This is a genomic window from Cryptosporangium aurantiacum (genome assembly GCF_900143005.1).
GTDB classification, from domain to species: domain Bacteria; phylum Actinomycetota; class Actinomycetes; order Mycobacteriales; family Cryptosporangiaceae; genus Cryptosporangium; species Cryptosporangium aurantiacum.
Genome location: NZ_FRCS01000008.1, coordinates 128558 through 153865 on the forward strand (window position 1 = coordinate 128558; position 25308 = coordinate 153865).

The following is a 25308-nucleotide window of genomic DNA, read 5'->3' on the forward strand; positions in this document are numbered from 1 at the left end:
GTTCTCAGAGCGACTTTCCGATGTAGTTGACCAGGTCGACGAGGCGGTTCGAGTAACCCCACTCGTTGTCGTACCAGCCGACGACCTTCGCCTGGTTGCCGATCACCTTGGTCAGCGGCGCGTCGTAGATGCAGGACGCCGGGTCGGTGACGATGTCCGACGACACGATCGGGTCGCTGTTGTACGACAGGTAACCCTTGAGCGCGCCCTCGGCCGCGGCCTGGTAGGCGGCGTTGATCTCCTCGACCGACGCCTCACGGCTCAGCTCGACGGTCAAGTCGGTGGCCGAGCCGGTGGGGATCGGCACCCGCAGCGCGTAACCGTCCAGCTTGCCCTTGAGCTCCGGCAGCACGAGGCCGATCGCCTTCGCGGCTCCGGTGCTGGTGGGGACGACGTTGAGCGCGGCGGCGCGTGCGCGGCGGAGGTCCTTGTGCGGGCCGTCCTGCAGGTTCTGGTCCTGCGTGTACGCGTGCACGGTCGTCATCAGGCCCTTGACGATGCCGAACTCGTCGTTCAGCACCTTGGCCAGCGGGCCGAGGCAGTTCGTGGTGCAGGAGGCGTTCGAGATGATGTTGTGCGACGCCGGGTCGTAGTCCGTGTGGTTGACGCCCATCACGACCGTGACGTCCTCGTTCTTGGCGGGCGCCGAGATGATGACCTTCTTCGCGCCACCGTCGATGTGCGCCTTGGCCTTGGTGGCGTCGGTGAAGAAGCCGGTCGACTCGATCACGACGTCGGCACCCAGGTCGCCCCAGGGCAGCTTGGCCGGGTCGCGCTCCTCCAGGGCCTTGATCGTCTGGCCGCCGACCGAGATCTCGTCCGCGCTCGCCTTCACGTCGTGCGGCAGGCGACCGAGGATGCTGTCGTACTTCAGGAGGTGCGCCAGCGTTGCGTTGTCGGTCAGGTCGTTGACCCCGACGACCTGGATGTCTGCACCCGATGCGAGCGCGGCACGGAAGAAGTTGCGCCCGATACGTCCGAACCCGTTGATGCCTACCCGGATGGTCACGCGTACTCCCTCGCCGAAGTGAGAATTGCGGTGCGGTGCGACCGGCCCGTCATCCGCCGGTGCCCCCGTCGAGTCGTGCCGATCTCGCTGTCGAGCCTATCGATGAGCCGCGGGTGACATCGTACCGGTCCCGCCGAATCGATTCAGCGTCCAGTTCGTGCCGGACCGGCCCGCGGTGTCCCCACCCCTGGTCACGGCGGGTGAGCGCTCGGTCAGTCGCCTCGGGTCAGCTCCCACAGCCGGATCGTCTTGTCGTCGCTGCAACTGGCCAGGTACTTCCCGTCGGGGCTGAACGTCAGACCGGAGATCGCGTCGGAATGACCCTTCAGCGGCGAACCGATCGCCTTCCTGCCCTGAACGTCCCAGAGCCTGATCGTCTTGTCGGCGGCGGCGCTGGCCAGATACTTCCCGTCAGCCGTGAACACCAGCGCGGAGATCCGGTCGGTGTGGCCGGTGAGGTCGGCGCCGAGCGCACGGCCGGAGGCGACGTCGAAGAGCACGATCGAGTTCCCGTAGCTGTTGACCGCCGCCAGGATCTTTCCGTCGGGGCTGAACGCGAGCCGGTCGAGGTTGAAGTAGTCGTCCTTCTCCGGCTTGAGCACTCCGGCGGTCTGCTTCCGGCTCTCGACGTCGTAGATCCGCAGGCCGTCGTTGACCGCGGCGAGCTTGCTGCCGTCCCGGCTCAGCGAGAACAGCGACACGGAGGTGGGGGTGCCGGACACGCGATCCGCCTGGTCCACGACGGCACCGTCGCCGGTGGCCTTCCACGTGCGCACGGTGGTCGCCGTGTCGACGCCGTACAGCGACTCACCGTCCGAGCTGAACCGGATCAGGTAGATGTAGGTGCCTTCGGCGTCGAGCGGATCCGAGGCCGCCCGGCGGTTCTCGACGTCCCAGACCCGCGGTTTGTAGTTGCTGATCGACGCCAGCCGCTTGCCCTCGGCGTCGAAGACGATCGCGTCGACGTCGTAGTCGAAGCTCGTCAGCGCGAGCCCGGTTTCCGTGCGCTTCTCGACGTCCCAGAACCGGATCGCCTCGTCGTCGCCCGCGCTGGCCAGCAGCGTGCTGTCCGGGCTGAACGCGACCGCGTTGAGCGCGTCCTTCTGCTTCGCCAGGGTTCCGGCGGACGTCGCGCCGGTGATCGGCTTCTCGACCCACGGGTCGCGGAGGATGACGACGAGCGTCGCGCCGATCGCCAGCACGACGACCGCGGCGACGGCTCCGATCAGGACCGTCCGCTTGCGCCACCAGGCCTTGCCGGGAGCGGGGGGCGTCCCGGCTGACCCTGGACCGGCCGGGCCCGGACCCGCCGGACCCGCAGGGCCCGGGTGCGCGGTGGCCGGGTGCGCGGGGGTCGGGTGCGCGGGGGTCGGGTGCGTGGGGGTCGGTTGCGACGCCCAGCCTTGGCCGGCCACCGGCGAGACCGGCCCCGCGAAGGGCGGAGCGCCGTGGCCGGGCGGAGCGCCGTGGCCGGGCGGGCCGCCGTGCCCGGGCGGAGCGCCGTGGCCGGTCTGGCTGCCCGGAGCCGGGCCGCCGTGGGCGGCCTGGCCGCCGGAGACCGGGGTCGGATCGGCCGGGTAGAGGTGCGGCGGACCCGAGGGTGACAGCGGCTGGGTCGGCGGAGACACCGCCTGCGTCGGCGGCCCCGCTGGGGATCGCGGCGCGACCGGACCGGGCGGGAGCACTTCGGTCGGCGGCTCGATCACCGTGGTCGCCGCGGCCACCACCGCGTGCAGGCTTCCCTCCGAGACCACGAGCTCCGGCGTGTCCAGCGCGGTCGGCGCGATCCGCAGCGTCCGGTGCAGCAGCGTGGCGGCCAGCGGGATCCGGGACGACCCGCCGACCAGCAGCACTCCGCCGACCTGCTCCGGCGCGATCCCGGCGGTACGCAGGACGCTCAACGTCAACGCGGACGTGCGGTCCAGCAGCGGCGTCGCGAGCTTCTCGAACTCCTCGCGGGTGAGGCGTACGCCGGTGTTCACCAGCGGCACGTGCAGGTCGGTCGCCGGATGCCGGGACAGCTGCTCCTTCGCGGCCTTCGCGCCCCGCCAGAGCGCGTGCCGCGCCTGCTGATCGGCCAGCGTCTGTGGCCAGTCCAGCTGCGCCCAGGCCGCGCTCGCGCCGCCGGTCAGCCCGCGCGCGTGCGCGACGACCGCCGCGTCCAGGTCGAGCCCTCCGACGTCGGGCAGGCCCGCGGAGGCGACGACCTCGAACCCCGCCCCCACCGGCCGGACGACGCTGACGTCGAACGTTCCTGCGCCCAGGTCGTAGACGACGAGGCAGCGTTCGCCGGCTAACTGGTGCCCCAGCACGCGCACGAAGTACGCGGCGGCGGCCACCGGTTCCGGGATCAGCTCGACCCGGCCGAGACCGGCGCGTTCGGCAGCGGACGTGAGCACGCCGAGCCGGGTCTGTCCCCAGGCCGCCGGGTGCGTGAGCACGATGCTTCCCGGTGGGCCGCCGGTCACCCGGTACGCCTCCTCGGCGACGCGCCGGAGCACGACGCTGACCAGATCGGCGACGCTGATCTCCCGCTCGCCCAGCCAGAGCGTGCCGTCGTCGATCCGGCGCTTCGGGTTCGGCTCCAGGCCCGACGCGTAACCCAGGCCGGCACGCTCGGCGTCCGCACCGGTCAGCGGTGCGCCGTCCGGGCCGACGAACACCGCGGACGGGAGCAGTGGCGACGAGTCGAACAACAGCGGACGCACCCGCCCGTCCGCGCTGAGGAGCGACGCGACGGTGCTGGAGGTTCCGAAGTCGACGCCGAGCCGGTAGGTGTCCACGACCACCCAGCCACCCTAGGTGATCGCCCACCACGAGAGGTGATGGGTCTTGCATCCGACTCTGTGACGCGGGGCTCAGGCCGAGAGGCGCCGGAAACCGCTGGAGTGGAACACCAGCGGCGCCACGGCCGGCTCGACGTCGAACGCCTCGATCCGCAGCAGCACGATGTTGTGGTCGCCGGCCGGGACCTCCCGCTCGACCGTGCACTCCAGCCAGGCGCTGGCGCCCTCGATCAGCACCGCACCACCCTGGGTGGTGCCGACCGTCAACCCCTCGAACCGGTCACCGGTCTTCGCCGCCAGCCGACGGGCGGCGAGGTCGTGCGACTCCCCCAGCACGCTGACCCCGACGAACGGCCGGTCGCGCAGCCGCGGCCAGGTCGTCGACGTGTGCTGGACGCAGACCGCCACCAGCGCCGGCTCCATCGACACCGCGACGAAGCTGCTGGCCGCCATGCCGACCGGGACGCCGTCCACGACCGCGCACAGCCCGACCACGCCGCTCGGAAACGCGCCGTAGACGTTCCGCAGGTCCCGGGGTGCTGCCCCGGCGACCGCCCTCATCGCGGAGCCGTCCCTCATCGCAGGCCGGAGACGGTGCCTGCCACCGCGCCCGACCACCGCTTGGCGTAGTCCGCAATCGCGGAGCTCTCGGTGTAGGTCGAGTCGATCAGGTACAGGCCTGGCGTCGGGCAGGACGCCCCGAGCTCGACGAGCACCGGCTTGAGCAGCAGGTCCGGGGCCATCGCGTGGCCGGGACCCGCCCCGAGCATCACCGGTACCGCGACCACACCCGCCAGGCCCTCGGCGGTGGCGAACTGGTCGAGGAACAGCTTGAGCACTCCGGTGTAGGTGGCCTTGAACGTCGGGCTGGCGACGACCGCGACGTCCGCCGACCGCACCGACTCGACCGCGGCGGCCACCCCGGCGTCGCCCCAGCCGAGCAGCCCGGCGCCGAGCGTGACGACGTCCACGACGACGTCCGGGTCCTGGCCGGTCAGTTCGCGGGCGACCCGGGTGGCGGCGTCGAGCGTCCGCGACTGCGGCTTCGGGTTTCCAGCGACCACTGCCACCTTCATCAAACATCTCCCTACTGCTCGTCGCGTCGCCTCTTATCGGTACCGGACCGGACGGGCTCCGTGGGTTACGGAGCATCGACACTTTCTGCGAGCTTCGTCATGGCGTGACGGGGTCGGACTGCGCACTGCCTCTGAGTACAAGCACTCACGCCGGACGAATGAATCCCGGCGAAGGTGAACGCATGCGAATTCTTCGACTCGCCTTCGGTAACTGGTTCTCCCGCGCCTACCTGGCGGGCGTCGCGGTGGTGGCCGCGCTGGTCACCGTCAGCCTGGTGACCTGGGACCAGCCGGACGCCAACCTGGCAGCCGTCTGGTTGATCTTCGTCACGCTGCCGTTCTCGTTCCTCGGCGTGCTCGCGCCGGACTCGGCCGCCGGTCCGGCGTTGCTCGGTGGCGTGGCTCTCGGGGCGTTCGTCAACGCGGTCCTGATCGGTGGGTTGGTCTCGCTGGTCAGGCGTCGCCCGGCCCACTGACGAGACCCGGCCCGCTGAGAAGGACCACGAGGTCCGCGCGGGTCGCCAGGCCCAGTTTCTGGAAGACGTGGGTCAGGTGGGTCTCGACGGTCCGGCGGCTCACATACAGCTGCTGTGCGATCTCCCGGTTGCTCTCGCCCTGCGCGGCGAGCGTCGCGACACGGTGTTCGGCGGGCGTCAGCGCCGCCAGCCCGGACACCGCGGTCCGGCGTGGACGGGCGCCTGCCGCCCGCAGCTCCGCCCGGGAACGGCGGGCCAGCCGGCGCAGGCCGAGGCGCTCCGCGCACGCCAGCGCGCGGCTCAGTTGCTCCCGAGCTTCGGCGCGCTGGTTGGCTCGCCGCAGCGCGGCCCCGAGGTCGACCAGCGCGCGGACGTGTTCCAGCTGATCCGGCGCGTCCGCCAGCAGTTCGACCGCCTGCCCGAGCAGGTCGACCGCGGTCCGGCGGTCCACGGTCATGGCCAGCGCGCGCAGACCCGCACCACGCGGCCCGGGGAGCCCGACCCGGTCGGCCAGCTCCAGATGGGCCTCGGCCAGCCGGCGGCCTCCGCCGGGATCGCCGAGCGCGGTCAGCGCCGCGCAGTCCCCCACCCGCCAGGCTGCCAGCGTCGGGTGCTCGATCCCCAGCGCGCGCCAGCCGTCGGCGGCGGTGACGAGGTCCGCGTGCGCGTCGGCGGGCCGGTGTTCCGCCAGCCGGAGGCGGGCCCTGCTCTCCAGCACCCGCGGTGACGCCAGCGCGTGGGGCGGCGGTGCGTCGGTGAGTAACCCGACCCGGTCGAGCGCCGCTGCGGCCTGGTCCGGCTCGTCCAGTTCGATCAACGCCTCCACCAGGGAGAACAGCGACCAGAGCAGGGCCGGGAGCGGGCTGTTGACGAGCTTGAACGCGAACGCGAGCCGGCCGTCGACCTCGGCGTCGCGGACCCGGCCCGCCTGCACCAGCAGGATCGCCCTGGCGAGGCTCGCGTGCGCGAGCGCGATCAGCCACCCGCGGGGGCGTGCGACGTCGATCAGTCCGTCGCACCGTTCCTCGGCCGCGTCGAGGTCGCCGCACATGATCAGCGTGAGCCGCGCGACGGTGGCGAGCAGCGAGTCCTCTTCGTGGTCCAGCTCGGGGAGCACCGGCGCCAGCAGCGCGAGCGGCTCCGACGCCGGGCGCGCCGCGCAGATCGCGTCCCAGGCCGCGAGGACGTTCCACAGTCCCGGTTCCGGCCGGGCGGCCATCGCGGCGCGCAGCCGCTCCCGTGCCTCGGCGACGGTCGCCACGTCCAGCCAGGCGTTGCAGACCAGTTCGGCGTCCAGCCGCATGACCAGCTCGTTCGGCGCGGTGTGCGGGGTCCCGAGCCCGGCGCGGCAGAGCCGGACCGCGTCGTCGAAGTGCCCGGCCAGGCCGAGCGCGCGAGCACCGGAGAGCGCGATCCGCGCCCGCTGATCGTCCGAGGGGGCGAGTTCGACCGCCGTGGCCAGCAGATCCGGGGCCTCCGGTTCGACGCCGACCGCGAGGGCCAGGCCCAGGCGGCTCCGGACGTCGGCCTCGCCGCGCCGGTCGGGTGGCGGCTCGGCCAGCGCGCGCCGGAGGAAGCTGACCGAGCTCTCCAGCGCGCCGCGCTGACCGGCGCGCTCCGCGGCGACGCAGAGGGTCTCGACCGTCGCCGGGTCCCGCGCGGGTTCGGTGCGCAGCAGGTGCAGCGCGACGAGCTCCGGGTCGGCGTCCTCGCCGGCGAACAGACGGGCCGCTCCGGCATGCCTGGCCGCTCGCTCGCCGGCGGGTAGCGCGTCGTAGAGCGCGGCGGCGACGAGGGGATGTGCCAGCCCGAGCCCTTCGGTGGTGCGCTCGAGTAATCCGGCGGCGCGCAACTGATCGGCGAACGTGGCGGCCTCCACGGCGTCGACACCGGCGAGCACCGCCGCCTGCCGCAGCGGCGCGGCCCGCCCGAGCACGGCTAACGCCCTGGCCAGGGCCCCCGCTCCGGACGGCAGCCTGGCCAGCTGACGTTCGACGCTGCGAGCGACCTGTTCAGGGCCGAAGTCGCCGAGCTGTCCGGCGATCTCGTCCGCGGGCTCGACTCCCTCGGCGACGAGGTGGTCGAGCAGCGCGCCGAGCAGGAACGGGTTGCCCGCGCTGGCGGCGTGGCAGGCGTCGACGAACAGCGGACCGGCGCCCGGCAGCCGCCGGCCGACCAGGGCGCTCACCGCCGCTGGGCCGAGCGGACGGGGCCGCACCGGCGGTTCGGTGGCCACCGCCAACAGCTCGGCCAGCAGCTCCGGCTGGGCGGGTGGTTCACCGGCCCGCACCGCGCACAGGATCCCCAGCCGGAGTTCCGCGAGCTGGCGGGCGAGCTGGGCCAGCCAGCGCAGCGACGGCGCGTCCGCCCAGTGCACGTCGTCGATCGTCAGTAGCGTCGGTGCGCGCTCGGCCAGCCCGCAGGCCAGCCACGTCAGGCCGTGTGCGGCGGCGTGCACGGCGTCCCCGGCCAGCGCGGGTTCGGCGTCGTCGGCGTCCAGCGCCCGGCGCGCGAGCCCGGCCGCTCCGACCGCCAGCCGAGACCATTCCGGACCGTCGCGCACGGGCGCGAACAGCTGCCGCGCGATCCCCCACCCGGCGTCGTGCTCCAGCGGGCCACCCCAGGCGCGCAGCGTCCGGACGCCCGACTCGCCCGCGGCGCCGGCCACCGCGGCGAGCAGGCTGGACTTCCCGATCCCGGCCTGTCCCTCGACGACGATCACCCGGCCGGCTCCCGAGCGCACTTCGGCGAGCTGGCGGCCGAGCGCGGCCAGCTCCGCATCGCGTTGCAGTAGTACGCGAGGCACGGACCGACGGTACGCGGGCAGCCGACCCCTCCAAAAGATGACGGTGGGTACCACGATGTGGGCCACCGCGCGGAAGCGAACCCTCGGTGTCGACACCCAACGGGGATCGGAGGCACCGCGCATGAACACGACGACGGCCGAGCGCTATTCGCTGGGGCACACACCGCAGGAGTACGAGCGCCTGCGCGCGCAGGCCCGGGGCTGGGAAGCCGCCACCGACCGGCTCTTCGACCGGATCGGCGTCGCGGAAGGGGCCCGCTGCCTGGACGCCGGTTGCGGACCGGGCGAGACGATGCTGCTGCTGGCCCGCCGGGTGGGTCCGACCGGCCGGGTGGTCGGCCTCGACATCGACCCGGCGCTGGGCGACCTGACCCGGACGATGCTGTCCGAGGCCGGTCACGGGCAGTGCACGGTGCAGACGCACGACCTGAGCGCGGACGAGCCGGTTCCCGGCGGACCGTACGACCTGGTCTACGCCCGGCTGCTGCTGTTCCACCTCCCGGAGCGCGTCGCCGTGCTGCGCCGGCTGTGGGAGGCGGTCGCGCCCGGCGGCCACCTCGTCGTCCAGGAGTACGACGTCGGTCCGGTCTGCGTCCGGCCGTCGCTCGACAGCGTCGAGGAGATCACCCGCGTGATCATCGAGTCGTTCACCGCCGCCGGTGCCGACCCGCGGATCGGCGCGGGTCTGCCGGACCTGCTGGCTCGGGCCGGTATCGACGCTCCGGACGGCACCGACGTGGTCGGGCGGCTGGAGACGCTGGAACGGTCGCGGATCATGGTCGAGCAGACGTATCGCAGCCTGCTCCCGGTGGCGCTGGCCCATGGCGTCACCACCGAGGAGGCGGCCACCGACACGCTCGCCGCGCTGGACCGCGACGTCGCCGCGCATCCGGAGCGACCGTTGCTCTGGCCGCTGCTGCTCGGCGTCTGGAAGTCCCGCTAGGCGGTCCCCCGGGAAGACCAGCGGTCTTCCCGGGAACCTCGCTGCTCAGGGCGCGAGCATCTCCGGGGTGACGCTGGCCTCGGTGTCGGGCACGCCGGTGTCGTGGGCGCGCTTGTCGGCCAGCGCGAGCAGCCGCCGGATCCGGCCGGCCACCGCGTCCTTCGTCAGCGGCGGGTCGGCCAGCGACCCGAGTTCCTCCAGCGACGCCTGCCCGTGCGCCAGCCGCAGCCGGCCGGCCGCGAGCAGGTGCTCCGGGGCGTCGCCGCCCAGGATCTCCATCGCCCGCTCCACCCGCGCGCCTGCCGCGACCGCGGCCCGGGCCGACCGGCGCAGGTTCGCGTCGTCGAAGTTCGCGAGCCGGTTCGCGGTGGCCCGCACCTCGCGGCGCATCCGCCGCTCCTCCCACGCCAGCACGCTGGCGTGGGCACCGATCCGGGTGAGCAGTGCCCCGATCGCGTCCCCGTCCCGGACGACGACCCGGTCGACGCCGCGCACCTCGCGCGCCTTCGCGGTGACGCCGATCCGCCGGGCCGCGCCGACGAGCGCCAGCGCAGCCTCCGGACCGGGGCAGGTGATCTCCAGCGCGGCCGAGCGCCCGGGTTCGGTGAGCGAGCCGTGCGCGAGGAACGCACCCCGCCACGCCGCCTCCGAGCAGCACGCCGCCGCGGACACGACCTGCGGCGGCAGCCCGCGCACCGGCCGTCCGCGGACGTCGAGCAGCCCGGTCTGTCGTGCCAGCGAGTCACCCTCGCGGACCACCCGGACGATGTACCGGCTGGTCTTGCGCAGGCCACCCGCGGTCAGCACGTGCACCTCGCTGCCGTGCCCGTAGACCTCCGCGATGCTCTGCCGCAGCCGACGCGCGGCGTTGCCGGTGTCGAGTTCGGCCTCGACCACGACCCGGCCGGCGACGATGTGCAGCCCACCGGCGAACCGGAGCAACGCGGCCATCTCGGATTTCCGGCAACAGGGTTTGGTGATCGCGACCCGGCTCAACTCGTCCTTGACCGCGGCCGTCATCGCCATCGCTGCTCCAGTCGTCTCGCTCTGCCCCCGTTACGGCACGGTAGGCCCTGCCGGCCGGTGTCAGCCGGTACCGAGCACTCCCCGGAGTGCGGCGGCGAGAGCCTGCTGGTCGTGCCGCGGACTACCGTCGGACGCCGCTACCGGCGCAACGACCAGTCGTCCCCCCAGTGATTCTGCCGCACGGGACAGACCGGTGTGGTCCCCGACAATGTGTGGATCCGCCAGTACGACGTCCACTTTCAATGCCGGAGCGTGTTCGGCCAGCGCGTGGAGATGGTCCTCGAACGGCATTCCCTGGGTCTCACCGTCGGTGCTGAGGTTCAGGACGACGATGCGACGAGCCGACGAGCCGACAATCGCGTCGGCGAGTTCGGGCACCAGGAAGTGCGGCAGCACGCTGGTGAACCACGAGCCGGGGCCGAGTACCAGCGCGTCGGCCGTCGTCACCGCCTCGACCGCATCCGGGCAGGCGGGCGCGGACGCCGGGGTCACCCGGACCCGGCGGACCCGTCCCCGGGTCGTCGCAACCGCGTGCTGCCCGTGGATCGTGATGACGTTACCCAGCGCGCCGGCGACGTCGGCCTCGATGTCGAGCGGCCGAGCCGCCATCGGGAGCACCCGCCCGCGGCATCCCAGGACACGGGCCGCGTGGTCCAGCGCAGGCACCGTGCCACCGAGGATGTCGGTCAGCCCGGCCAGGATCAGGTTGCCGATCGCGTGTCCGCCGAGCTCACCGGAGCCGGAGAAACGGTGCTGGAACACCGCCGCGGTCACCGGGTCGGCGGGGTTCGCCAGCGCGACCAGAGCCTGCCGCAGGTCACCGGGCGGGATTCCGCCGAACTCCCGCCGCAACCTGCCGCTGGAGCCCCCGTCGTCGGCGACCGTCACCACGGCCGTCGGGTCGATGCCCAGCAGGCACAACGCTTTCAGTGACGCGAACAGCCCGTGTCCGCCTCCGAAGGCCACCACCCGTGGAGGTCGCTCGGTGTCCCAACCGATCACGCCCCTAGCCTCATTCCCCGTCCGCCCCTCTGCCGCAGCCGTTGCCCGGACGCAGCAGGTCCGCATTGACGTGTTCTGCGCCGTTGATGCCTCGCGCTGCATTAATCGACTGCAACGCGTAGCGGAGGCGGACGGTATCGTGTCTCGCGACCGCCGTCACTCCCGGCCCAGGTCCCGGTGGCTCACGGTGGTGGGGATACCCCGCGCTTCGAGCCGCGATGCCAACGCGACAGCACTGGCGACGCTTCGGTGCTTACCACCCGTGCACCCCACCGCGATCGTCAGGTAACGCTTTCCCTCACGCTTGTATCCGTCGGTGGCCATCGCCACGACCGCCGCGTACTGGTCGAGGAACTCCACCGCGCCGGGCTGCGCCATCACGTAGTCGCTGACCGCTTCGTCCTTGCCGCTGAACGGCCGCAGCTCCGGGACCCAGTGCGGGTTGGGCAGCCACCGCATGTCGACGACCAGATCGGCGTCGGCGGGCAGCCCGTACTTGAACCCGAACGACAACGTCGTGACGTGCAGCGTCTGCTCGGGCGTCACGAACAGCTCTTCGATCCGGCCGCGGAGCTGGTTGCCGTTGAGCAGGCTGGTGTCGATTATCACATCCGCGACCTCGCGCGCGTTGGCGAGCAGCACCCGCTCGGCCGCGATGCCGTCCGCGAGCCGACCCTCGCCCTGCAGCGGGTGCGGACGCCGCACGCTCTCGAAACGACGGATCAGCACGTCGTCGGACGCGTCGACGAACACCACCCGCGGGTGGAAGCCGCGTACCCGCAGGTCGGCGACCGCACCGAGCAGATCGGTGGAGAACGCACGGCTCCGGACGTCGAGCGTCATCGCGGTGCGCCGCCCGGCCCCCCCGGACGCGAACGCCAGCTCGGCCATCGTCACCATCAGCGTCTGCGGGAGGTTGTCGACGACGTAGTATCCGACGTTCTCCAGCGCCCTGGCCACCGTGCTCCGCCCGGCCCCGGACAGGCCGGTGACCACGACCAGGTCCATCTCGGCCCGCGCGGCGGCGATGCCGTCGACCTCGCCGATGTCGTCCGCTTCCGGCGACCGTTCCCCGATCGTCATGGGTCCTCGTGTCCCCCCGTTCGGAGGGCGGTGGCCAAGCCGTCCGCCCCGTCTCCGGCTGTGGTCGCAGTGGGTGATTCCGCAGGTGTGACCGACGGTACGCCCGCTTCGCTCGCTACCCCTGATTCTCCTGCGTCTACCGGCGGCTGCCCAGCCCGTGGCGAATCCCGCGACGCCGCCGGGTCCTCGCGCGCCGCCGCGTCCTCGCGCGCCGCCCGACCCTCGGCGGCCGTCCGGCCCTCGCGTGCCGCCCGGCGTTCGGACGCCGTCCGTGCTTCAGGCGCCGTCCGTGCTTCAGGCGCCGTCCGGGCCTCGGGCGCCGTCCGTCCTTCAGGGGCCGTCCGGGCCTCGGGCGCCGTCCGGGCTGACGGCACCGGCGCCTCGCCGGCCAGCGCCGCCACGATCGCCTCGGCCGTGCGGCGACCGATTCCCGGCACCGTCACCAGTTCGTCGGCCGTCGCCTGCCGCAGCCGCTTGACCGACCCGAACTGCCGCAGCAGCGCCTTGCGCCGCGTCTCCCCCAGGCCCGGTACCCCGTCCAGCGCGGACTCGGTCATCCGCTTGGACCGCTTCTGCCGGTGGTACGTGATCGCGAACCGGTGCGCCTCGTCCCGGACGCGCTGGAGCAGGTACAGGCCCTCGCTGGTGCGGGGCAGGACCAGCGGGAAGTCGTCGCCGGGCAGCCAGACCTCCTCCAGCCGCTTGGCCAGCCCGCAGAGCGCCACGTCGTCGATGCCGAGGTCGGCGAGTACGCGGGCGGCGGCAGCCACCTGCGGCGCCCCGCCGTCGACGACCACGAGGTTCGGCGGGTAGGCGAACTTCCGCGGCCGCCCGGTGGTCGGGTCGATCCCCACCGGGACGCCCCGGTCGGTGTGCGGTTCGTCGCCCCGGTCACCGGCTCCCGCGGCCCCGCCGCTCCCAGCCGCCTCGCCGGTCTCGAGCGCCCCAGCGGCCCCAGTCGTCCCGACCGCCCCAGTCGTCCCGACCGCCCCAGCCGTCCCCGGCGTCCCAGCCGTCCCGACCGCCACAGTCGTCCCGGGTACCCCAGCCGTCCCGGGTACCCCAGCCGTCCCGGGTCCCCCAGCCGTCCCGGGTACCTCAGAGGTGCCAGCCGTCCCGGGGGGCTCGGCGCTCCCGGGAGCATCCGGGGTGTCGGCGGCCTCGCCAGGCAGGTCGCCGGTCTCCGCGTGGGCGTCGAGGTAGCGGTTGAACCGGCGGCGCAGCACCTGGGCCAGCGACGCGGTGTCGTCCGGCGGGCCGTCGGACCCGGAGCGCACCGCGAACCGGCGGTACTCCGATTTCCGCGCCAGCCCGTCCTCGAACACCACCATGCTGCCGACGATGTCAGTGCCGCTGACGTGCGAGATGTCGTAACACTCGATCCGCAGCGGCGCCTCGTCAAGCAGCAGCGCGTCCTGGATCTCCTGCAGCGCCTTCGACCGGGCCGTGAGGTCGCTGGCCCGCTTCAGCTTGTGCTGCGTGAACGCCTGCTCGGCGTTGCGCCGCACGGTCTCCATCAGCGTCTTCTTGTCGCCGCGCTGCGGCACCCGGAGCGCGACCCGGCTCCCGCGCAGCTCGGAGAGCAGGTCCTCGATCACGCCGGCGTCGGTCGGCAGCTCCGGGACCAGCACCTCCTTCGGCACCGCCTCGCTCGCGTCGTCGCTGCCGTAGATCTGCAGGCAGAACTGCTCGACCAGCGCGCCGACGCCGAGGTCCTCGACCTTCTCCACCACCCAGCCGCGCTGCCCGCGGACCCGGCCGCCACGGACGTGGAAGACCTGCACGGCGGCCTCGAGCCCGTCGTCGGCGAACGCGACCACGTCGGCGTCGGTGCCGTCACCGAAGACGACGGCCTGCTTCTCCATCGCCCGGCGAAGCGCCCCGATGTCGTCGCGGAGCCGGGCCGCCCGCTCGAACTCCAGCTCGTCGCTGGCGTCCCGCATCTCCCGTTCCAGCCGCCGGAGCATCTGGTCGGTCTTGCCCGCCATGAAGTCGCAGAAGTCCTCGACGATCTGCCGGTGCTCATCGGCGGAGACCCGGCCGACGCACGGCGCCGAGCACTTGTCGATGTACCCGAGCAGACACGGCCGCCCGATCTGCCCCGCACGCTTGAACACACCGCTGGAGCAGGTGCGCGCCGGGAAAACCCGGAGCAACAGGTCGAGGGTCTCGCGGATCGCCCAGGCGTGGGCGTACGGCCCGAAGTACCGCACGCCTTTCTTCTTCGGGCCCCGCATCACCCGCAGCTGCGGGTACTCCTCGTAGAGCGTGACCGCCAGGCTCGGGTAACTCTTGTCGTCGCGGTAGCGGACGTTGAAACGCGGGTCGTACTCCTTGATCCAGGAGTACTCCAGCTGCAACGCTTCGACCTCGGTTGTGACAACAACCCAGTCGACCTTGGCCGCTGAGGTCACCATCTGATAGGTACGCGGATGGAGGCCGGCCGGGTCGGCGAAGTAGGAGTTCAGACGGTTGCGGAGGTTCTTCGCTTTCCCGACGTAGATGACCGTGCCGCGTGAATCCCGGAAGCGGTAGACACCGGGAGACTCCGGGATCGTTCCCGGAGAAGGGCGGTACGTGGACGGGTCGGGCACGCAGGAAAGCCTAGTCGGCCCCGCCGACAACTCTGTGATGTGCAGAGCGCCGCGGTCCGAACAGACCCCCCATACCGCTTTCCGGCCGGTCCCACTGTCAGACATACGACAGGACACGGCATCATGGGGCGCCAGATGCCTGATGACGCGCGAACACGGAACGAGGCGACCGGGACGATGCAGGCCGGGGTAATAGCAGGGCGGACCGACAGCGGGGGGCGGCAATGACCGTACCGGTGAACCCGCAGGCGGACGACCCGTTGGCCGGTGTCGACCTGTTCGCCGGGCTCGCGCCCGCGGTGCGTAGCCGAGTCGCGGCCGCGGCCGTGCCCAGGAGCTACCGCCGCGGGCAGCTGCTGTTCCTGGAGAAGGACCCGGGCGACTCGCTGATCATGGTGCGGCGCGGCGCCGTCTCGGTGTTCCGGACCGCGCCGACCGGCGACCGTGCCCTGCTCTACGTCGTCCGGCCGCCCGGCGTCCTGGGTGAGTTGTCGCTGCTCGACGGCGGTACGCGGTCGGCGTCGGCGGAGGCGCTGGAGGAGACGCACGTCCTGGCGCTCTCCCGGGGCGCGTTCCTCGAGCTGGTGCGGACGCAGCCGCCGATCCTGGACGGCGTGATGCGGTCGTTCGGCGGCCTGATCCGGCGCCTCACCGACCAGACGTCCGACCACATCTTCCTCGACCTGCCCGGCCGGGTCGCGAAGACACTGATCCGGCTGGTCGGCGACAATCGCTCGCCGGTGGTCACGATCGACCTGAACCAGACTCAGCTGGCCGAGATGGCCGGTGGGTCGCGGCAGAGCGTCAACCAGGCGCTCGGAACGTTCGCGACCCGCGGGTGGCTCCACACCGAGGGCCGCAAGATCGTCGTCACCGACATCCCCGCCCTCCGCCGCCGCGCCGGAATGACCTGATCCGGGTGGCCGGCGCGGGCCCAGGGCGTGCCAATCCGAGCCGGAGCTCCGCGGGTACCGGGCGGGGCGCGTCGAACGATGCCGCATTGGGCTCGTGATGGGGTGAGCGCCGCTCCCCACCGAATGGATGTGGCCGTTTCCGCGTCGCGCGCGGTGTCGTTGCGGCGGTTTCCGTGCCCTGGCACGGAAAACGCCACAGCCATGAAGCGAGGCAGGCGGAGAACGCCGCAACCATTCCAGCGCCGCCCATCCACACCAACCAGCTCGCGCGCAACGGCCGGCTGCGACGAAGCGCCCCGGCGGCCGTCCGCTCGATAGGCGAGCCTCGGAACACATCGTTCCGGGCGCCCACGAGGAGGCGACCGCTCAATGCCGACGCGGTAGGCGCCGCAAGGTTCTGACCTGGAGCCCGCCGCCCACTACTCGCATGTGACCCAGTTATCACTTGCGTCGGTGGCGACGACGCCGGTACAGACGAGTTCGTCGAGCTGTGCCTCGGGAACGCGGACGGTCGACCCCGCCGGATGGCCGACTCCCGCGGAATCAGTCCACGCGGTCTTCAGGGTCACGGTGACCATACTCGACATTCCGGGCATTACGGAAATCCGACTCCCACCACACTAGGAACACTGCCGGTTCGGTTCACCGGACGCACCGGACTCCGCCGCTCAAGTCGCCACACACCGTAGTCACGCCTCACCCGGACGTGTCAGCGGACCGTCCGGTAGGCGACTGAGGAAACCTCCGACCGGATGAATTCTCGCCGGATGGGTGGCTGTTGGCCAAAGCCACTGAGACGATTCACAGCAAATACTCGACACCTAGGTTCCGAGCACGTGAGCGGGGTGAACGTCCCATCGACACGCACTGTGCACGCTGCGCCGCGGTGGGCCGCCCCGGCGACCGGTTCTGCGGTCGGTGCGGCTCTCCCCTGCTGCGCAAGTGCCCGAGTTGCACGGCAGGCGTCGACCTGACCGCCGAGGCGTGCCCGAACTGCGCCGCCGACCTCGACCCGGCCGCGCGCGGCACGCCGGTCCCCGGCAACCCGTCCCGGGAGGAGCGCCGGGTCGTCACGATCCTGTTCGTCGACCTCACCGGCTTCACGAACCTGGGCGAACGGCTGGACCCGGAGGACCTGCGGGCGCTCCAGCAGCGCTACTTCGACACGGTCGCGCGCGCGATCCGCCGTCGCGGCGGCGTCGTCGAGAAGTACATCGGCGACGCCGTGATGGCGGTGTTCGGCGCACCCGTGACCCAGGAGGACGACGCCGTCCGGGCGGTCCGGGTCGGGCTCGAGCTGCAGGCCGACCTCGACGGCCGGATCATCGGCCCGGCCGGGCCGCTGCGTGCCCGGGTGGGCATCGCGACCGGCGAGGTCGTCGTCGATCTGGACGCGATCCGCGACGGCGGCCAGGCCCTGGTCGCCGGCGACGTCGTGAACGTGGCGTCCCGGCTGCAGTCGCACGCCCCGGTCGGCGGCATCGTCGTCTCGTCGGCGACGTGGCGGGCCAGCCGGGAGTACGTCGAGTACGCCGAGATGCCGCCGGTGATGGTCAAGGGCAAGGCAGGTCCGGTTCCGGTCTGGCGTCCGCTGCGGTTGGTCCAGCGCCGGTGGGACCGCCACCGCGACCACGGCCCGTTCGTCGGCCGCGGCCCGTACCTCGATCACCTCGCCGGTCTGCTCCGGGCGACGATCGACGACCGGGCGCCGCGCATGGTGACGGTCGTCGGGCCGGCCGGCGTCGGAAAGAGCCGTCTGGTCCGGGAGCTGAACCGGCTCGCCGAGCAGGCGATGCCGGTCGGCGTCCGCTGGGTGGGCGGCCGCTGCCTGGCCGGCGGCGAGGGCGGTCCGTTCGCCGCGATCGCCGAGGTCGTCACCGGCTACGCGGGTGTGCTGGAGTCCGACAGCGCCGACACCGCCCGCCGCAAGGTCGTCGACTCGCTGCACGGCCTGCTCACCACCGCCGAGCGGGCCAGCGTCGTGGACGCACTCGCCCCGCTCGTCGGCTACGCGGCACCGCCGGTCGAGGCAGACGAGGCCCAGGCCGCCTGGCGGATGTTCTTCGGGCGGCTCGCCGCACGGCGTCCGCTGGTCGTGGTGATCGAGGACCTGGCCCTCGCTGAGCCGCCGCTGCTGGACTTCCTGCGCCAGCTCGTCGACACCGTCGACGGGCCGCTGCTCGTGCTCGCCACCGCCCGGCCCGAACTCCTCGCCGCAGGCAAGAACGTGCCCTGGTACGACGCCGCGCACCCGCGGCACGCGCTGGTCGAGCTGCCGCCGCTCGACCCGCACGACACGCTGACGCTGTTCCGCGCGCTCTCCGGCGACTCACCGATCCCGGACGAGGCGCTGGAACACCTCACGGTGCTGGCCGCCGGCACGCCGCTCTACGCCCACGAGTACGTCCGGATGCTGGCCGACCAGCGTCCGGACGGCGATCCTGACGACCTCGACAACGCGCTGCCGCTGCCCGACTCGGTCCTCTCGGTCGTCGCCAGCCGTGTCGACCTGCTCGGGCCGCGGAACCAGCGCGCGCTGCAGGCCGCCGCGGTGATCGGCGAGGTGTTCTGGCCGGGTGCGGTGGCGACCGTCGCCGAGCTGGCCCGCGACGAGGTCGAGGCGCTGCTGGCCGAGCTGCGGGCCAAGGCGTTCATCCGGCCGGCCACCGGACACGTGCTGGCCGGCGAGCCGGCGCTGGCTTTCTCCCACGCGGTGGTCCGTGACCTGGCCTACCGCAGGCAGCCGCGCGCGCTGCGGGTGGTCCGTCACCAGCGGGCCGCCCGGTGGCTGCAGTCGCACGTCACCGGTCGTACCACCGAGACCGTCGACGCGGTCGCCCACCACCGGGTGGCCGCGCTGGAGCTGGCCCGGACGCTGCACATGGACGTCCGCCCGTTCCTGCAGCCGGCCCGCACCGCACTGGTGGCCGCCGCCGAACGGGCCGCGAGCCTGCACGCCGCCCCGACCGCCGTCGACCTGCTCGACAAGGCCCTCGCGCTGTGGGACGACTCGTCGACGAGCGTCACGCTCGACGACCTCGCCGCGCTCGAACACCCCGCCGCGAGGGACGACGAGGTGGCTCGGCTCACCGCGCTCGTGCTGCGGTGGCGCCTGCGGTTCGCGACCGACGCGGAGCAGTTCACCGCGGCCGGTGGTGCGACCGAGGTCGCGCGGTGCGCCAGCCAGCTCGAGGTGCTCGGCGCCCGCGACGCCTCCGCGTCGGCCCGGACGCTGCTCAGCCAGGTCGCGTGGGCCCGTGGCGACCGTACGGCTGCCCTCGCTCACCTCGACCGCGCGCTGGCCCCGTACGGCGCCGGCGACGAGAGTCCGGTCCGCGCCGCCGCGCACGCCGAACTCGCCCGGCTGCGGATGATGAGCTACGAGGTCGACGAGGCCACCAACGCCGCCAAGACCGCCGGCGACCTGGCCCGCCGGCTCGGCCTGCCCGAGCTCGAGGTGAACGCGCAGATCACCGAGGGCGCGGCCCGCTACCTGGCCGGTGACCTCTCCGGGCTCACGCTGCTGGAGCGCGCCGTCGACCGCAGCCGCACCGATCACCTGCGGTCGCTGCGCCGGGCGTCGGAGAACCTGGCGAGCGCGCTGCAGGAGGAGGGCGAGATCGCTCGCAGCTTCGCGCTGCTGGACGAGGCGGCCGCCACCACGCTCGCCTACCGCGGCAAGCCGCACCCCGGCCACACCCCGATGCGGGCCTACTTCGACGGCGACTGGGACGCGACGCTGGCCTCCGCCGACGCCGCGTTCACCGGCGACGAGACGCTGGACGCCGAGTGGGCGCACCTGCGGACGCTGGCCGCCTGGCTCCGCGCGCTGCGGGGCGAGGACACCGGCTTCAACCCGGAGCTGATCGTCGTCACCGCGGCCCGGCACGGCACCCGGCTGGCGCTGGCCAACGCGCTCGCGCACGGCGCGCTCTACCGGGCGGTCACCGGCGCTGCGGACCAGGCGACGGTCGCGCTCCGCCGGCTGGAGGCCGAGCACGCGGCCGAGCCGCTGGCACCGCGGGAGTGGCTCGCCGCGGCCGCGCACGCGGCGGTCCTCACCGGCGTCCGCTGCGGCTCGCGCGCCGAGGAGTCCGCGGGCTGGCTGAAGGGCGTGCTGGACGCCGCTCCCCGCGAGACGCTCTGGGTCCGGGCCGCCCGTTCGGTGGTCAACGGCGGGCTGGCCGGCCACGGCGGTGACCACGGCACGGCCGCGCTGCACCACGCGGTCGCCGCATCGGTGTACGAGCGGATGGGCGACGCGACCGACGCCGCACTGGCCACGGCCTGGTCGCTGCGGGCCGCGCGAGCGGGTGAAGTCGCGCCGGTGCCGGAGCTCACCACCCGCCTGACCACGTTCGGCCTGCGTAACCGCGCCCGCCTGCTGCTCCGATTCGCGACGACCGATCCGTTGGACACCCCGGACCCGGAAGTTCCTGACCCGGATCCGGAGGTTCCCGACGATCCGGGTGGACTGACTGATCAGGCGCCGTCGTCGAGGCCCGCCTCGATCGCGTAGCGCACCAGCCCGGCCCGGTTGTGGACCTGCAGCTTGTCCATGACGTTCTGCAGGTGGTTCTGCACGGTGCGGATCGACAACCCGAGCCGGGACGCGACCTGCTTCGCGGTCAGCCCGCGGGCCACCAGCCGCAGCACCTCGGTCTCCCGGCCGGTCAACGCGGGGCCGGCCGCCGGTTCGGGGCCCGCGGCCAGCCGCCGGTACTCGCCCAGCACCAGCCCGGCCAAGCCCGCGGTGAACGCGGCCTCGCCGCGGGCGGTGCGGGCGACGGCGTCCACCAGTTCCCCGGCGCCCGCCGACTTGACCAGGTAGCCGGTGGCCCCGGCCCGGATCGCGTCCAGGACGTCCGGCCTTTCCGCGCTGGCCGAGAGCACGAGCACCCGGCAGGCCGGGTCGGCTGCCAGGATCGCCGCGGTCGCCTCGACGCCGGACAGCTCCGGCAACTGCAGGTCCATGACGACGACCTGCGGACGACTGGCGGCCGCGATCCGCACCGCGGCGGCGCCATCGCCCGCGGTGGCGACCACGTCGAAGCCCGCCGCGCCTAGGTCGCGAGCCACGGCGTCACGCCACATCGGGTGGTCGTCGACAACCATGACCCGCACAGACTCACCGACGGACTCGTCACCGAGGGACATTTAGTTCCACCTCTGTCCCCTCACCAGGCTCACCCATGATCGTCACCGTGCCGCCGAGTTCGGAGATCCGGCCGCGGATCGACTGAACCACACCGAGTCGACCCTCGGCCGCAGCCTGGGCCAGGCGCCCCGGCGGCAGGCCCGGTCCGTCGTCCCGGACGGTCACGCAGACGGCGTCCGGAACCTCTTCGATCACCACCCAGGCGTGCGCGCCGGGGGCGTGCTCAGCGACGTTGTGCAGCGCCGCGCCGACCGCCGCGGCGACCTCCGAGGCCACCGCCGCCGGCAGCAGCACCGGCGACGCGGGCGCGACCAGTTCGATCGTCGAGTGCGCGGTGGACGGCGCGACCAGTGCGGTCAGGTCGACCTCGCCGTCGGACGGGGCCGCCGAACCGCCGGTCATCAACGAGCGGAGCGCGGCCTCCTGCTCACCCGCGAGCTCCGCCAGTTCCCGCCCCTCGCCGTCCAGCGCGGCCCCACGTCGTTTCACCAGCGCGAGCACCTGCAGCACCCCGTCGTGGATCTGGCGGGCGAGCCGGTCACGCTCGGCCGCCGCGCCCTGCTCCCGCCAGGTGTCGACCATGATCCGGTCGACCTGCCGGAGCACCTCGGCGACGTAGCCGATCACGATCGCGGCGAGTAACACCAGGATCATGTTGTGCACGGTCCCGCGGGTCGGCTGGCCGCTCACCACCAGGACGTTCGCGACGCCGAGCGCGAGCGTCGCCAGCAGGCCGCCGACGATCTCCCAGCGCAGCGCCCAGGCCATCACCGCGGTCGCGGCCCACACCGTCGGCACCGTGAACTCGCCCCCGGCGATCCGCTCGGGCGATTCGACCAGCCGGGTGGCCAGCACGGTGGCGAGCGCGACGACCAGGTCGACGGCGAGCAGCACCGGTGTCCGCAGCCGGGGACGCGCGTAACAGTAGGTCGCGACGACGCTCCACCCGGCCATCACGCTGAGCGTCGCGACGCACCAGGCGGGGCTCCGCACGCGGCCCAGGTCGTCCAGGTTGAGCGCGACCGCGTAGGTGAGCGTCAGGAACCGGAACGCGGCGAGCCCTCGCCACCCGGTGACCTCGACGGTGAAGCCGGCAGGGCGCCGGTCACCTGCCCGGTCAGGCGGCAATGCGCTCGGCCGCGGTGCGGCCGGGTTCGGCGTCCGACGTGTTGCTCTTGACCGACGCCGCGTAGACGTCGCGGTACTCCTGGCCGGACAGTTGCAGGAGCTCGTACATGATCTGGTCGGTCACCGACCGCTCGACGAAGCGGTTGCCGTCCATCCCCGCGTAGCGGGAGAAGTCCAGCGGCGTTCCGACCCGCATCCGGACCCGCATGATCCTCGGGATCAGCTGCCCGATCGGCTGCACCTGGTCGGTGTTGATCATCGCCACCGGGATGACCGGCACGCCGGTCTGCAGCGCCAGCCGCGCGACGCCGGTCTTGCCGCGGTACAGCTTGCCGTCCGGCGAGCGGGTGCCCTCGGGGTAGATACCGAGCAGGTGGCCCTCGCCGAGGATGCGGGCACCGGTCGTCAGCGCGGCCTCGGCGGCCGAGCCGGACGCCCGGTCGATCGGGACGCACCCGGCCGCGCTGAAGAAGAGCCGGGAGAACAGACCCTTGGGGCCCTTACCGGTGAAGTACTCGGCTTTGGCCAGGAACGTGATCCGGCGCGGCACCATCAGCGGGAAGAAGAACGAGTCGCAGAACGACAGGTGATTGCTGGCCAGGATTGCCGGGCCGTGCGCGGGGATGTGTTCGACCCCCTCCAGCACCGGCCGGAAGAGCACCCGGAGAATCGGCCCGATCAGGATGTATTTGCACACCCAGTAGAACACCAGACCTCCTCGACGGCCGTGCGGGTCGAGCGTACCGGCGGTTGGACGGCCGGCGGCGCTCCGGTCTCTCTGGGTGGGTGTACCCAGAGTGGCGTTCGCCACGCCCGCCGAACAGGGGCGCGAGCGGGGCAAGCCCGGCCGAATACCCCCTTCCCGGGCCGGTGGGGCGCACGTTGTCCCAGCTGCCACTTCCGACTCACTGGTCCGCACGGTGTCGAGGTGCCCCGAACGCGGGGCCGATGACGCCGCCTCGTGTCACGATGGTGGCCGAAGCTCGCCGTGCCCATCCGGTTGCGGCCGGCCGACGATGACCGTGCGTACCGCACACGGACGGTTGACACGACCGCTCGGCGCTGCCCGGACCGGGCGCCCGGCGGAGCTCCTGGGAGGTGGGGATGAATTCTTTTCGACCGACTCCTGCAGACGGCGATCAGCCTGCGGGGATCGGTGAGGTTGAAAAGAGTTCACCGTCCGTGCTGCCCGGCGCAGAACCATTCCTTTTCGACGCTGGATCCGACGCGCCGGCGGGCGTGCTGCTGAGCCACGGCTTCACCGGTACTCCGCAGTCGATCCGCCCGTGGGGCGAGGCGCTGCACGCCGCCGGGTACACGGTGGCGTGCCCGTTGTTGCCCGGGCACGGCACGCGCTGGCAGGACATGAACCGCACCACGTGGCACGACTGGTACCGCGCGGTGGACGACGAGTACCTCGCGCTGCGCGACCGGCTCCCTCCCGGCACACCGGTGGTGGTCGGCGGCTTGTCGATGGGCGGCACGCTGGTCACCCGCCTCGTCCAGCAGCACGCCGGACGCGACACCGAGCCGGCCGGCCTGATCCTCGTCAACCCGTCGTACCTCACGCTCCGCAAGGACGCCGCCCTGCTGCCGGTGGTCAGCCGGGTCCTCGGGTCGTTCCCGGGGATCAGCGACGACATCAAGAAGCCGGGCGCGCACGAACTCGCGTACGACCGGCTACCGCTCAAGGCCGCGGCGTCGCTGAGCCAGCTCTGGAAGCTGGTCCGTGCCGACCTGGGCAAGGTCACGGTGCCGGTGCGGCTGTTCCGCAGCCTGGAAGACCACGTGGTCGAGCCCGCGAGCGGCGAGGCCCTGCTGGCCGGCGTCGCGTCGGCGGTGAAGTCCGAGGTTCTCCTCTCGGAGAGTTACCACGTCGCGACGCTCGACAACGATGCACCGGCGATCTTCGAGGGCAGTGCGGAGTTCATCGCGTCGCTGCTGAGCCCGGCGGGGACGGACGGTAGCCGATGACCGGAACTCCTGGGCGTCCGCATCGGGGTAGACGTGACAACGGCCTGGACGCGACCGAGTTCGTGCCGCTCGCCGACGTCGACCCGCGGATCGGCGAGCACCTGCTCGACGTCCTCGGCATCGTCGGCATCGCCGCGTACCTGGCGCCGAGCGCCGACCTGAACCCGGTCGTCCGGTCGACGTCGCTGCCTGCCCGGCCGACCGACCGGCTCTGGGTCGACCGCGACCGGCTGGACGAGGCCCGCGGCCTGCTCGAGGCGGTGCAGGAGGACGACGCGGCCGGTGGGCCCGGGTCCGGCCTGCCGACGACGCCGACGCAGCCGCTGGAGATCGACATCGATGTCGAGTGGGAGCGGATCGTCGCCGGGTACGACGCGACCGCCGCGCCCGACCGTCCGAGCCGCCGCGCGGTGCCCGATCCGCCCGACTCACCCGAGCCGTCCCAGTCGCCAGGGCCCGAATCCGCGTCCGACGTAGTGGACGCTCCGGCGCTGACCGATCCGGCCGCCGATCCGCTGCCGATCCGCACCCCGGGTGAGGCCGACCAGCCGGTGCGGCCCGATCCGGCGGCGTCCGACCGGGCACCCGACCCGCCGACGACCGTCGAGCCTCCCGCGGACCCGACGGCGCCACCGGCGGAGCCCGGCCCGGAGAAGCCTCGCTCACCGGAGGCGGAGCAGCGTCCTCTCGGGCGGGACCGGCTGACCGGCACCGACGCGCCACCGACAGACTTCCCGACCGACGAGGACGAGGGATACGAGCCGCCACCGCCACCGCCGCTCCCCCGGCTGTCCGCGCCGGTCGTCGGTGCGCTGCTGGCGATCGCGGCCGGGTTGGTGCTGCTGTTCCGGTCGGACACGCTCGGGCTCAGCGAGCAGGTGCGGCTGCTGCTGGCGCTCTGCGGCATCCTCGGCGGTGCCGGTGCGCTGGTGTGGCGTCTGCGGGACGGTTGGAACGAGGACGACCCGGACGACGGAGCGGTGGTCTAAGACTCTTTCCCGGACGGACACGTGGCCGCCGCGAGCCGGTAGCGCGCATCCCTCACCGTGGACGGTGGGAGGTGGTCCCGATGGTCGGCACGCTCACTCCGCACAGACACACACGAGTACTCGCGCTCTGGTGCACGCTTACCGGGCACGACCCCGACTGGTTCGACGAGCCCGAGCGGGAGGCGCTGCTGGCGCGGACCGAGGTCGCGGCGCTGGCCGAGGTGCCCGACGCGGTGCTGATGGACGCCGGGCTGGCGGTGCGGCGTGGGACGTCGCTCCCGCTGGAACGGTGGCTCGCCGCGGTACGGGTGGTTCGCCCGGCGGCCCGCGTCAGCGCCTGACGC

At 72.9% G+C, this 25308-nt stretch carries 19 protein-coding genes; 7 read left to right on the plus strand and 12 right to left on the minus strand.

Translation table 11 applies throughout. The annotated features are described in order from the left end of the window. Nucleotides 1-4: 4 nt before the first annotated feature. The 4 genes from gap to BUB75_RS25650 all read right to left on the minus strand — a co-directional run bounded on the left by gap (nt 5) and on the right by BUB75_RS25650 (nt 4871). The gene (gene gap / locus BUB75_RS25635; protein WP_073260370.1) at nt 5-1009 is read right to left on the minus strand and encodes a type I glyceraldehyde-3-phosphate dehydrogenase; all 1005 of its coding nucleotides are present in this window, start codon (nt 1007-1009) and stop codon (nt 5-7) included. 212 nt (nt 1010-1221) lie between these two features. Further along, nucleotides 1222-3798 (minus strand): Hsp70 family protein, encoded by a 2577-nt coding sequence (locus BUB75_RS25640; protein ID WP_073260371.1) that lies wholly within the window; start codon nt 3796-3798, stop codon nt 1222-1224. A 69-nt stretch (nt 3799-3867) separates the two neighbouring features. Continuing rightward, nucleotides 3868-4374, minus strand: a complete 507-nt coding sequence (locus tag BUB75_RS25645; RefSeq protein WP_218617756.1) for a flavin reductase family protein — start codon at nt 4372-4374, stop codon at nt 3868-3870. Beyond that, nucleotides 4371-4871, minus strand: a complete 501-nt coding sequence (locus BUB75_RS25650; RefSeq protein WP_073260373.1) for an NADPH-dependent FMN reductase — start codon at nt 4869-4871, stop codon at nt 4371-4373. Before BUB75_RS25650 ends, BUB75_RS25645 begins: the two co-directional genes overlap by 4 nt. A gap of 182 nt (nt 4872-5053) precedes the next feature. Here BUB75_RS25650 and BUB75_RS25655 point away from each other — a divergent pair, with 182 nt between their 5' ends. Continuing rightward, on the plus strand, nt 5054-5347 hold the full coding sequence (locus tag BUB75_RS25655; protein ID WP_073260374.1) for an SCO4225 family membrane protein: 294 nt from the start codon (nt 5054-5056) through the stop codon (nt 5345-5347). Here BUB75_RS25655 and BUB75_RS25660 read toward each other — a convergent pair. Beyond that, the gene (locus tag BUB75_RS25660; RefSeq protein ID WP_073260375.1) at nt 5325-8153 is read right to left on the minus strand and encodes a helix-turn-helix transcriptional regulator; all 2829 of its coding nucleotides are present in this window, start codon (nt 8151-8153) and stop codon (nt 5325-5327) included. The genes BUB75_RS25655 and BUB75_RS25660 overlap by 23 nt on opposite strands. Before the next feature lie 121 nt (nt 8154-8274). Between BUB75_RS25660 and BUB75_RS25665 the strand changes: the two genes are divergently transcribed. Beyond that, nucleotides 8275-9096: a methyltransferase domain-containing protein gene (locus BUB75_RS25665; RefSeq protein ID WP_178379978.1), complete on the plus strand. Its 822-nt coding sequence runs from the start codon at nt 8275-8277 to the stop codon at nt 9094-9096. Between the two features lie 45 nt (nt 9097-9141). On the opposite strand, the gene whiA is transcribed toward BUB75_RS25665, so the two are convergent. From whiA to uvrC, 4 genes are all read right to left on the minus strand, one after another. Next, nucleotides 9142-10122, minus strand: a complete 981-nt coding sequence (whiA, locus tag BUB75_RS25670; RefSeq protein ID WP_073260377.1) for a DNA-binding protein WhiA — start codon at nt 10120-10122, stop codon at nt 9142-9144. Nucleotides 10123-10182: 60 nt separating this feature from the next. Next, nucleotides 10183-11124, minus strand: coding sequence for a gluconeogenesis factor YvcK family protein (locus tag BUB75_RS25675; RefSeq protein WP_245806308.1), 942 nt, complete (start codon nt 11122-11124; stop codon nt 10183-10185). Between the two features lie 156 nt (nt 11125-11280). Further along, entirely contained in the window at nt 11281-12207 is a 927-nt protein-coding gene (gene rapZ, locus BUB75_RS25680) for an RNase adapter RapZ (protein WP_084741705.1), read from the minus strand. Continuing rightward, nucleotides 12204-14801 (minus strand): excinuclease ABC subunit UvrC, encoded by a 2598-nt coding sequence (gene uvrC, locus BUB75_RS44400; RefSeq protein WP_218617757.1) that lies wholly within the window; start codon nt 14799-14801, stop codon nt 12204-12206. Before uvrC ends, rapZ begins: the two co-directional genes overlap by 4 nt. Nucleotides 14802-15025: 224 nt before the next feature. On the opposite strand from uvrC, the gene BUB75_RS25695 reads away from it, so the two are divergent. Beyond that, entirely contained in the window at nt 15026-15715 is a 690-nt protein-coding gene (locus BUB75_RS25695; RefSeq protein WP_073260378.1) for a Crp/Fnr family transcriptional regulator, read from the plus strand. A gap of 778 nt (nt 15716-16493) precedes the next feature. Continuing rightward, a complete protein-coding gene (locus BUB75_RS47205; protein WP_084741707.1) occupies nt 16494-20234 on the plus strand; it encodes an adenylate/guanylate cyclase domain-containing protein in 3741 nt (1246 codons plus the stop codon). On the opposite strand, the gene BUB75_RS25705 is transcribed toward BUB75_RS47205, so the two are convergent. From BUB75_RS25705 to BUB75_RS25715, 3 genes are read right to left on the minus strand one after another with little or no spacing between them, the layout of a single operon-like run. Further along, nucleotides 20198-20872 carry a response regulator transcription factor gene (locus BUB75_RS25705; RefSeq protein ID WP_073260380.1) on the minus strand — a complete coding sequence of 225 codons (675 nt, stop codon included), beginning with the start codon at nt 20870-20872 and terminating at the stop codon, nt 20198-20200. The genes BUB75_RS47205 and BUB75_RS25705 overlap by 37 nt on opposite strands. Next, on the minus strand, nt 20859-22001 hold the full coding sequence (gene macS / locus BUB75_RS25710; protein WP_073260381.1) for a MacS family sensor histidine kinase: 1143 nt from the start codon (nt 21999-22001) through the stop codon (nt 20859-20861). The genes BUB75_RS25705 and macS overlap by 14 nt, the downstream gene beginning before the upstream one ends. Beyond that, nucleotides 21991-22710 carry a lysophospholipid acyltransferase family protein gene (locus BUB75_RS25715; protein WP_073260382.1) on the minus strand — a complete coding sequence of 240 codons (720 nt, stop codon included), beginning with the start codon at nt 22708-22710 and terminating at the stop codon, nt 21991-21993. Before BUB75_RS25715 ends, macS begins: the two co-directional genes overlap by 11 nt. 530 nt (nt 22711-23240) lie before the next feature. On the opposite strand from BUB75_RS25715, the gene BUB75_RS25720 reads away from it, so the two are divergent. From BUB75_RS25720 to BUB75_RS25730, 3 genes are all read left to right on the plus strand, one after another. Then, nucleotides 23241-23975: an alpha/beta hydrolase gene (locus BUB75_RS25720; protein ID WP_218617758.1), complete on the plus strand. Its 735-nt coding sequence runs from the start codon at nt 23241-23243 to the stop codon at nt 23973-23975. Next, entirely contained in the window at nt 23972-24964 is a 993-nt protein-coding gene (locus BUB75_RS25725) for a hypothetical protein (protein WP_073260384.1), read from the plus strand. Before BUB75_RS25720 ends, BUB75_RS25725 begins: the two co-directional genes overlap by 4 nt. Before the next feature lie 80 nt (nt 24965-25044). Beyond that, complete coding sequence (locus BUB75_RS25730) at nt 25045-25305, plus strand: hypothetical protein (protein ID WP_143175401.1); 261 nt, start codon at nt 25045-25047, stop codon at nt 25303-25305. The last annotated feature ends 3 nt before the right edge of the window (nt 25306-25308 follow it).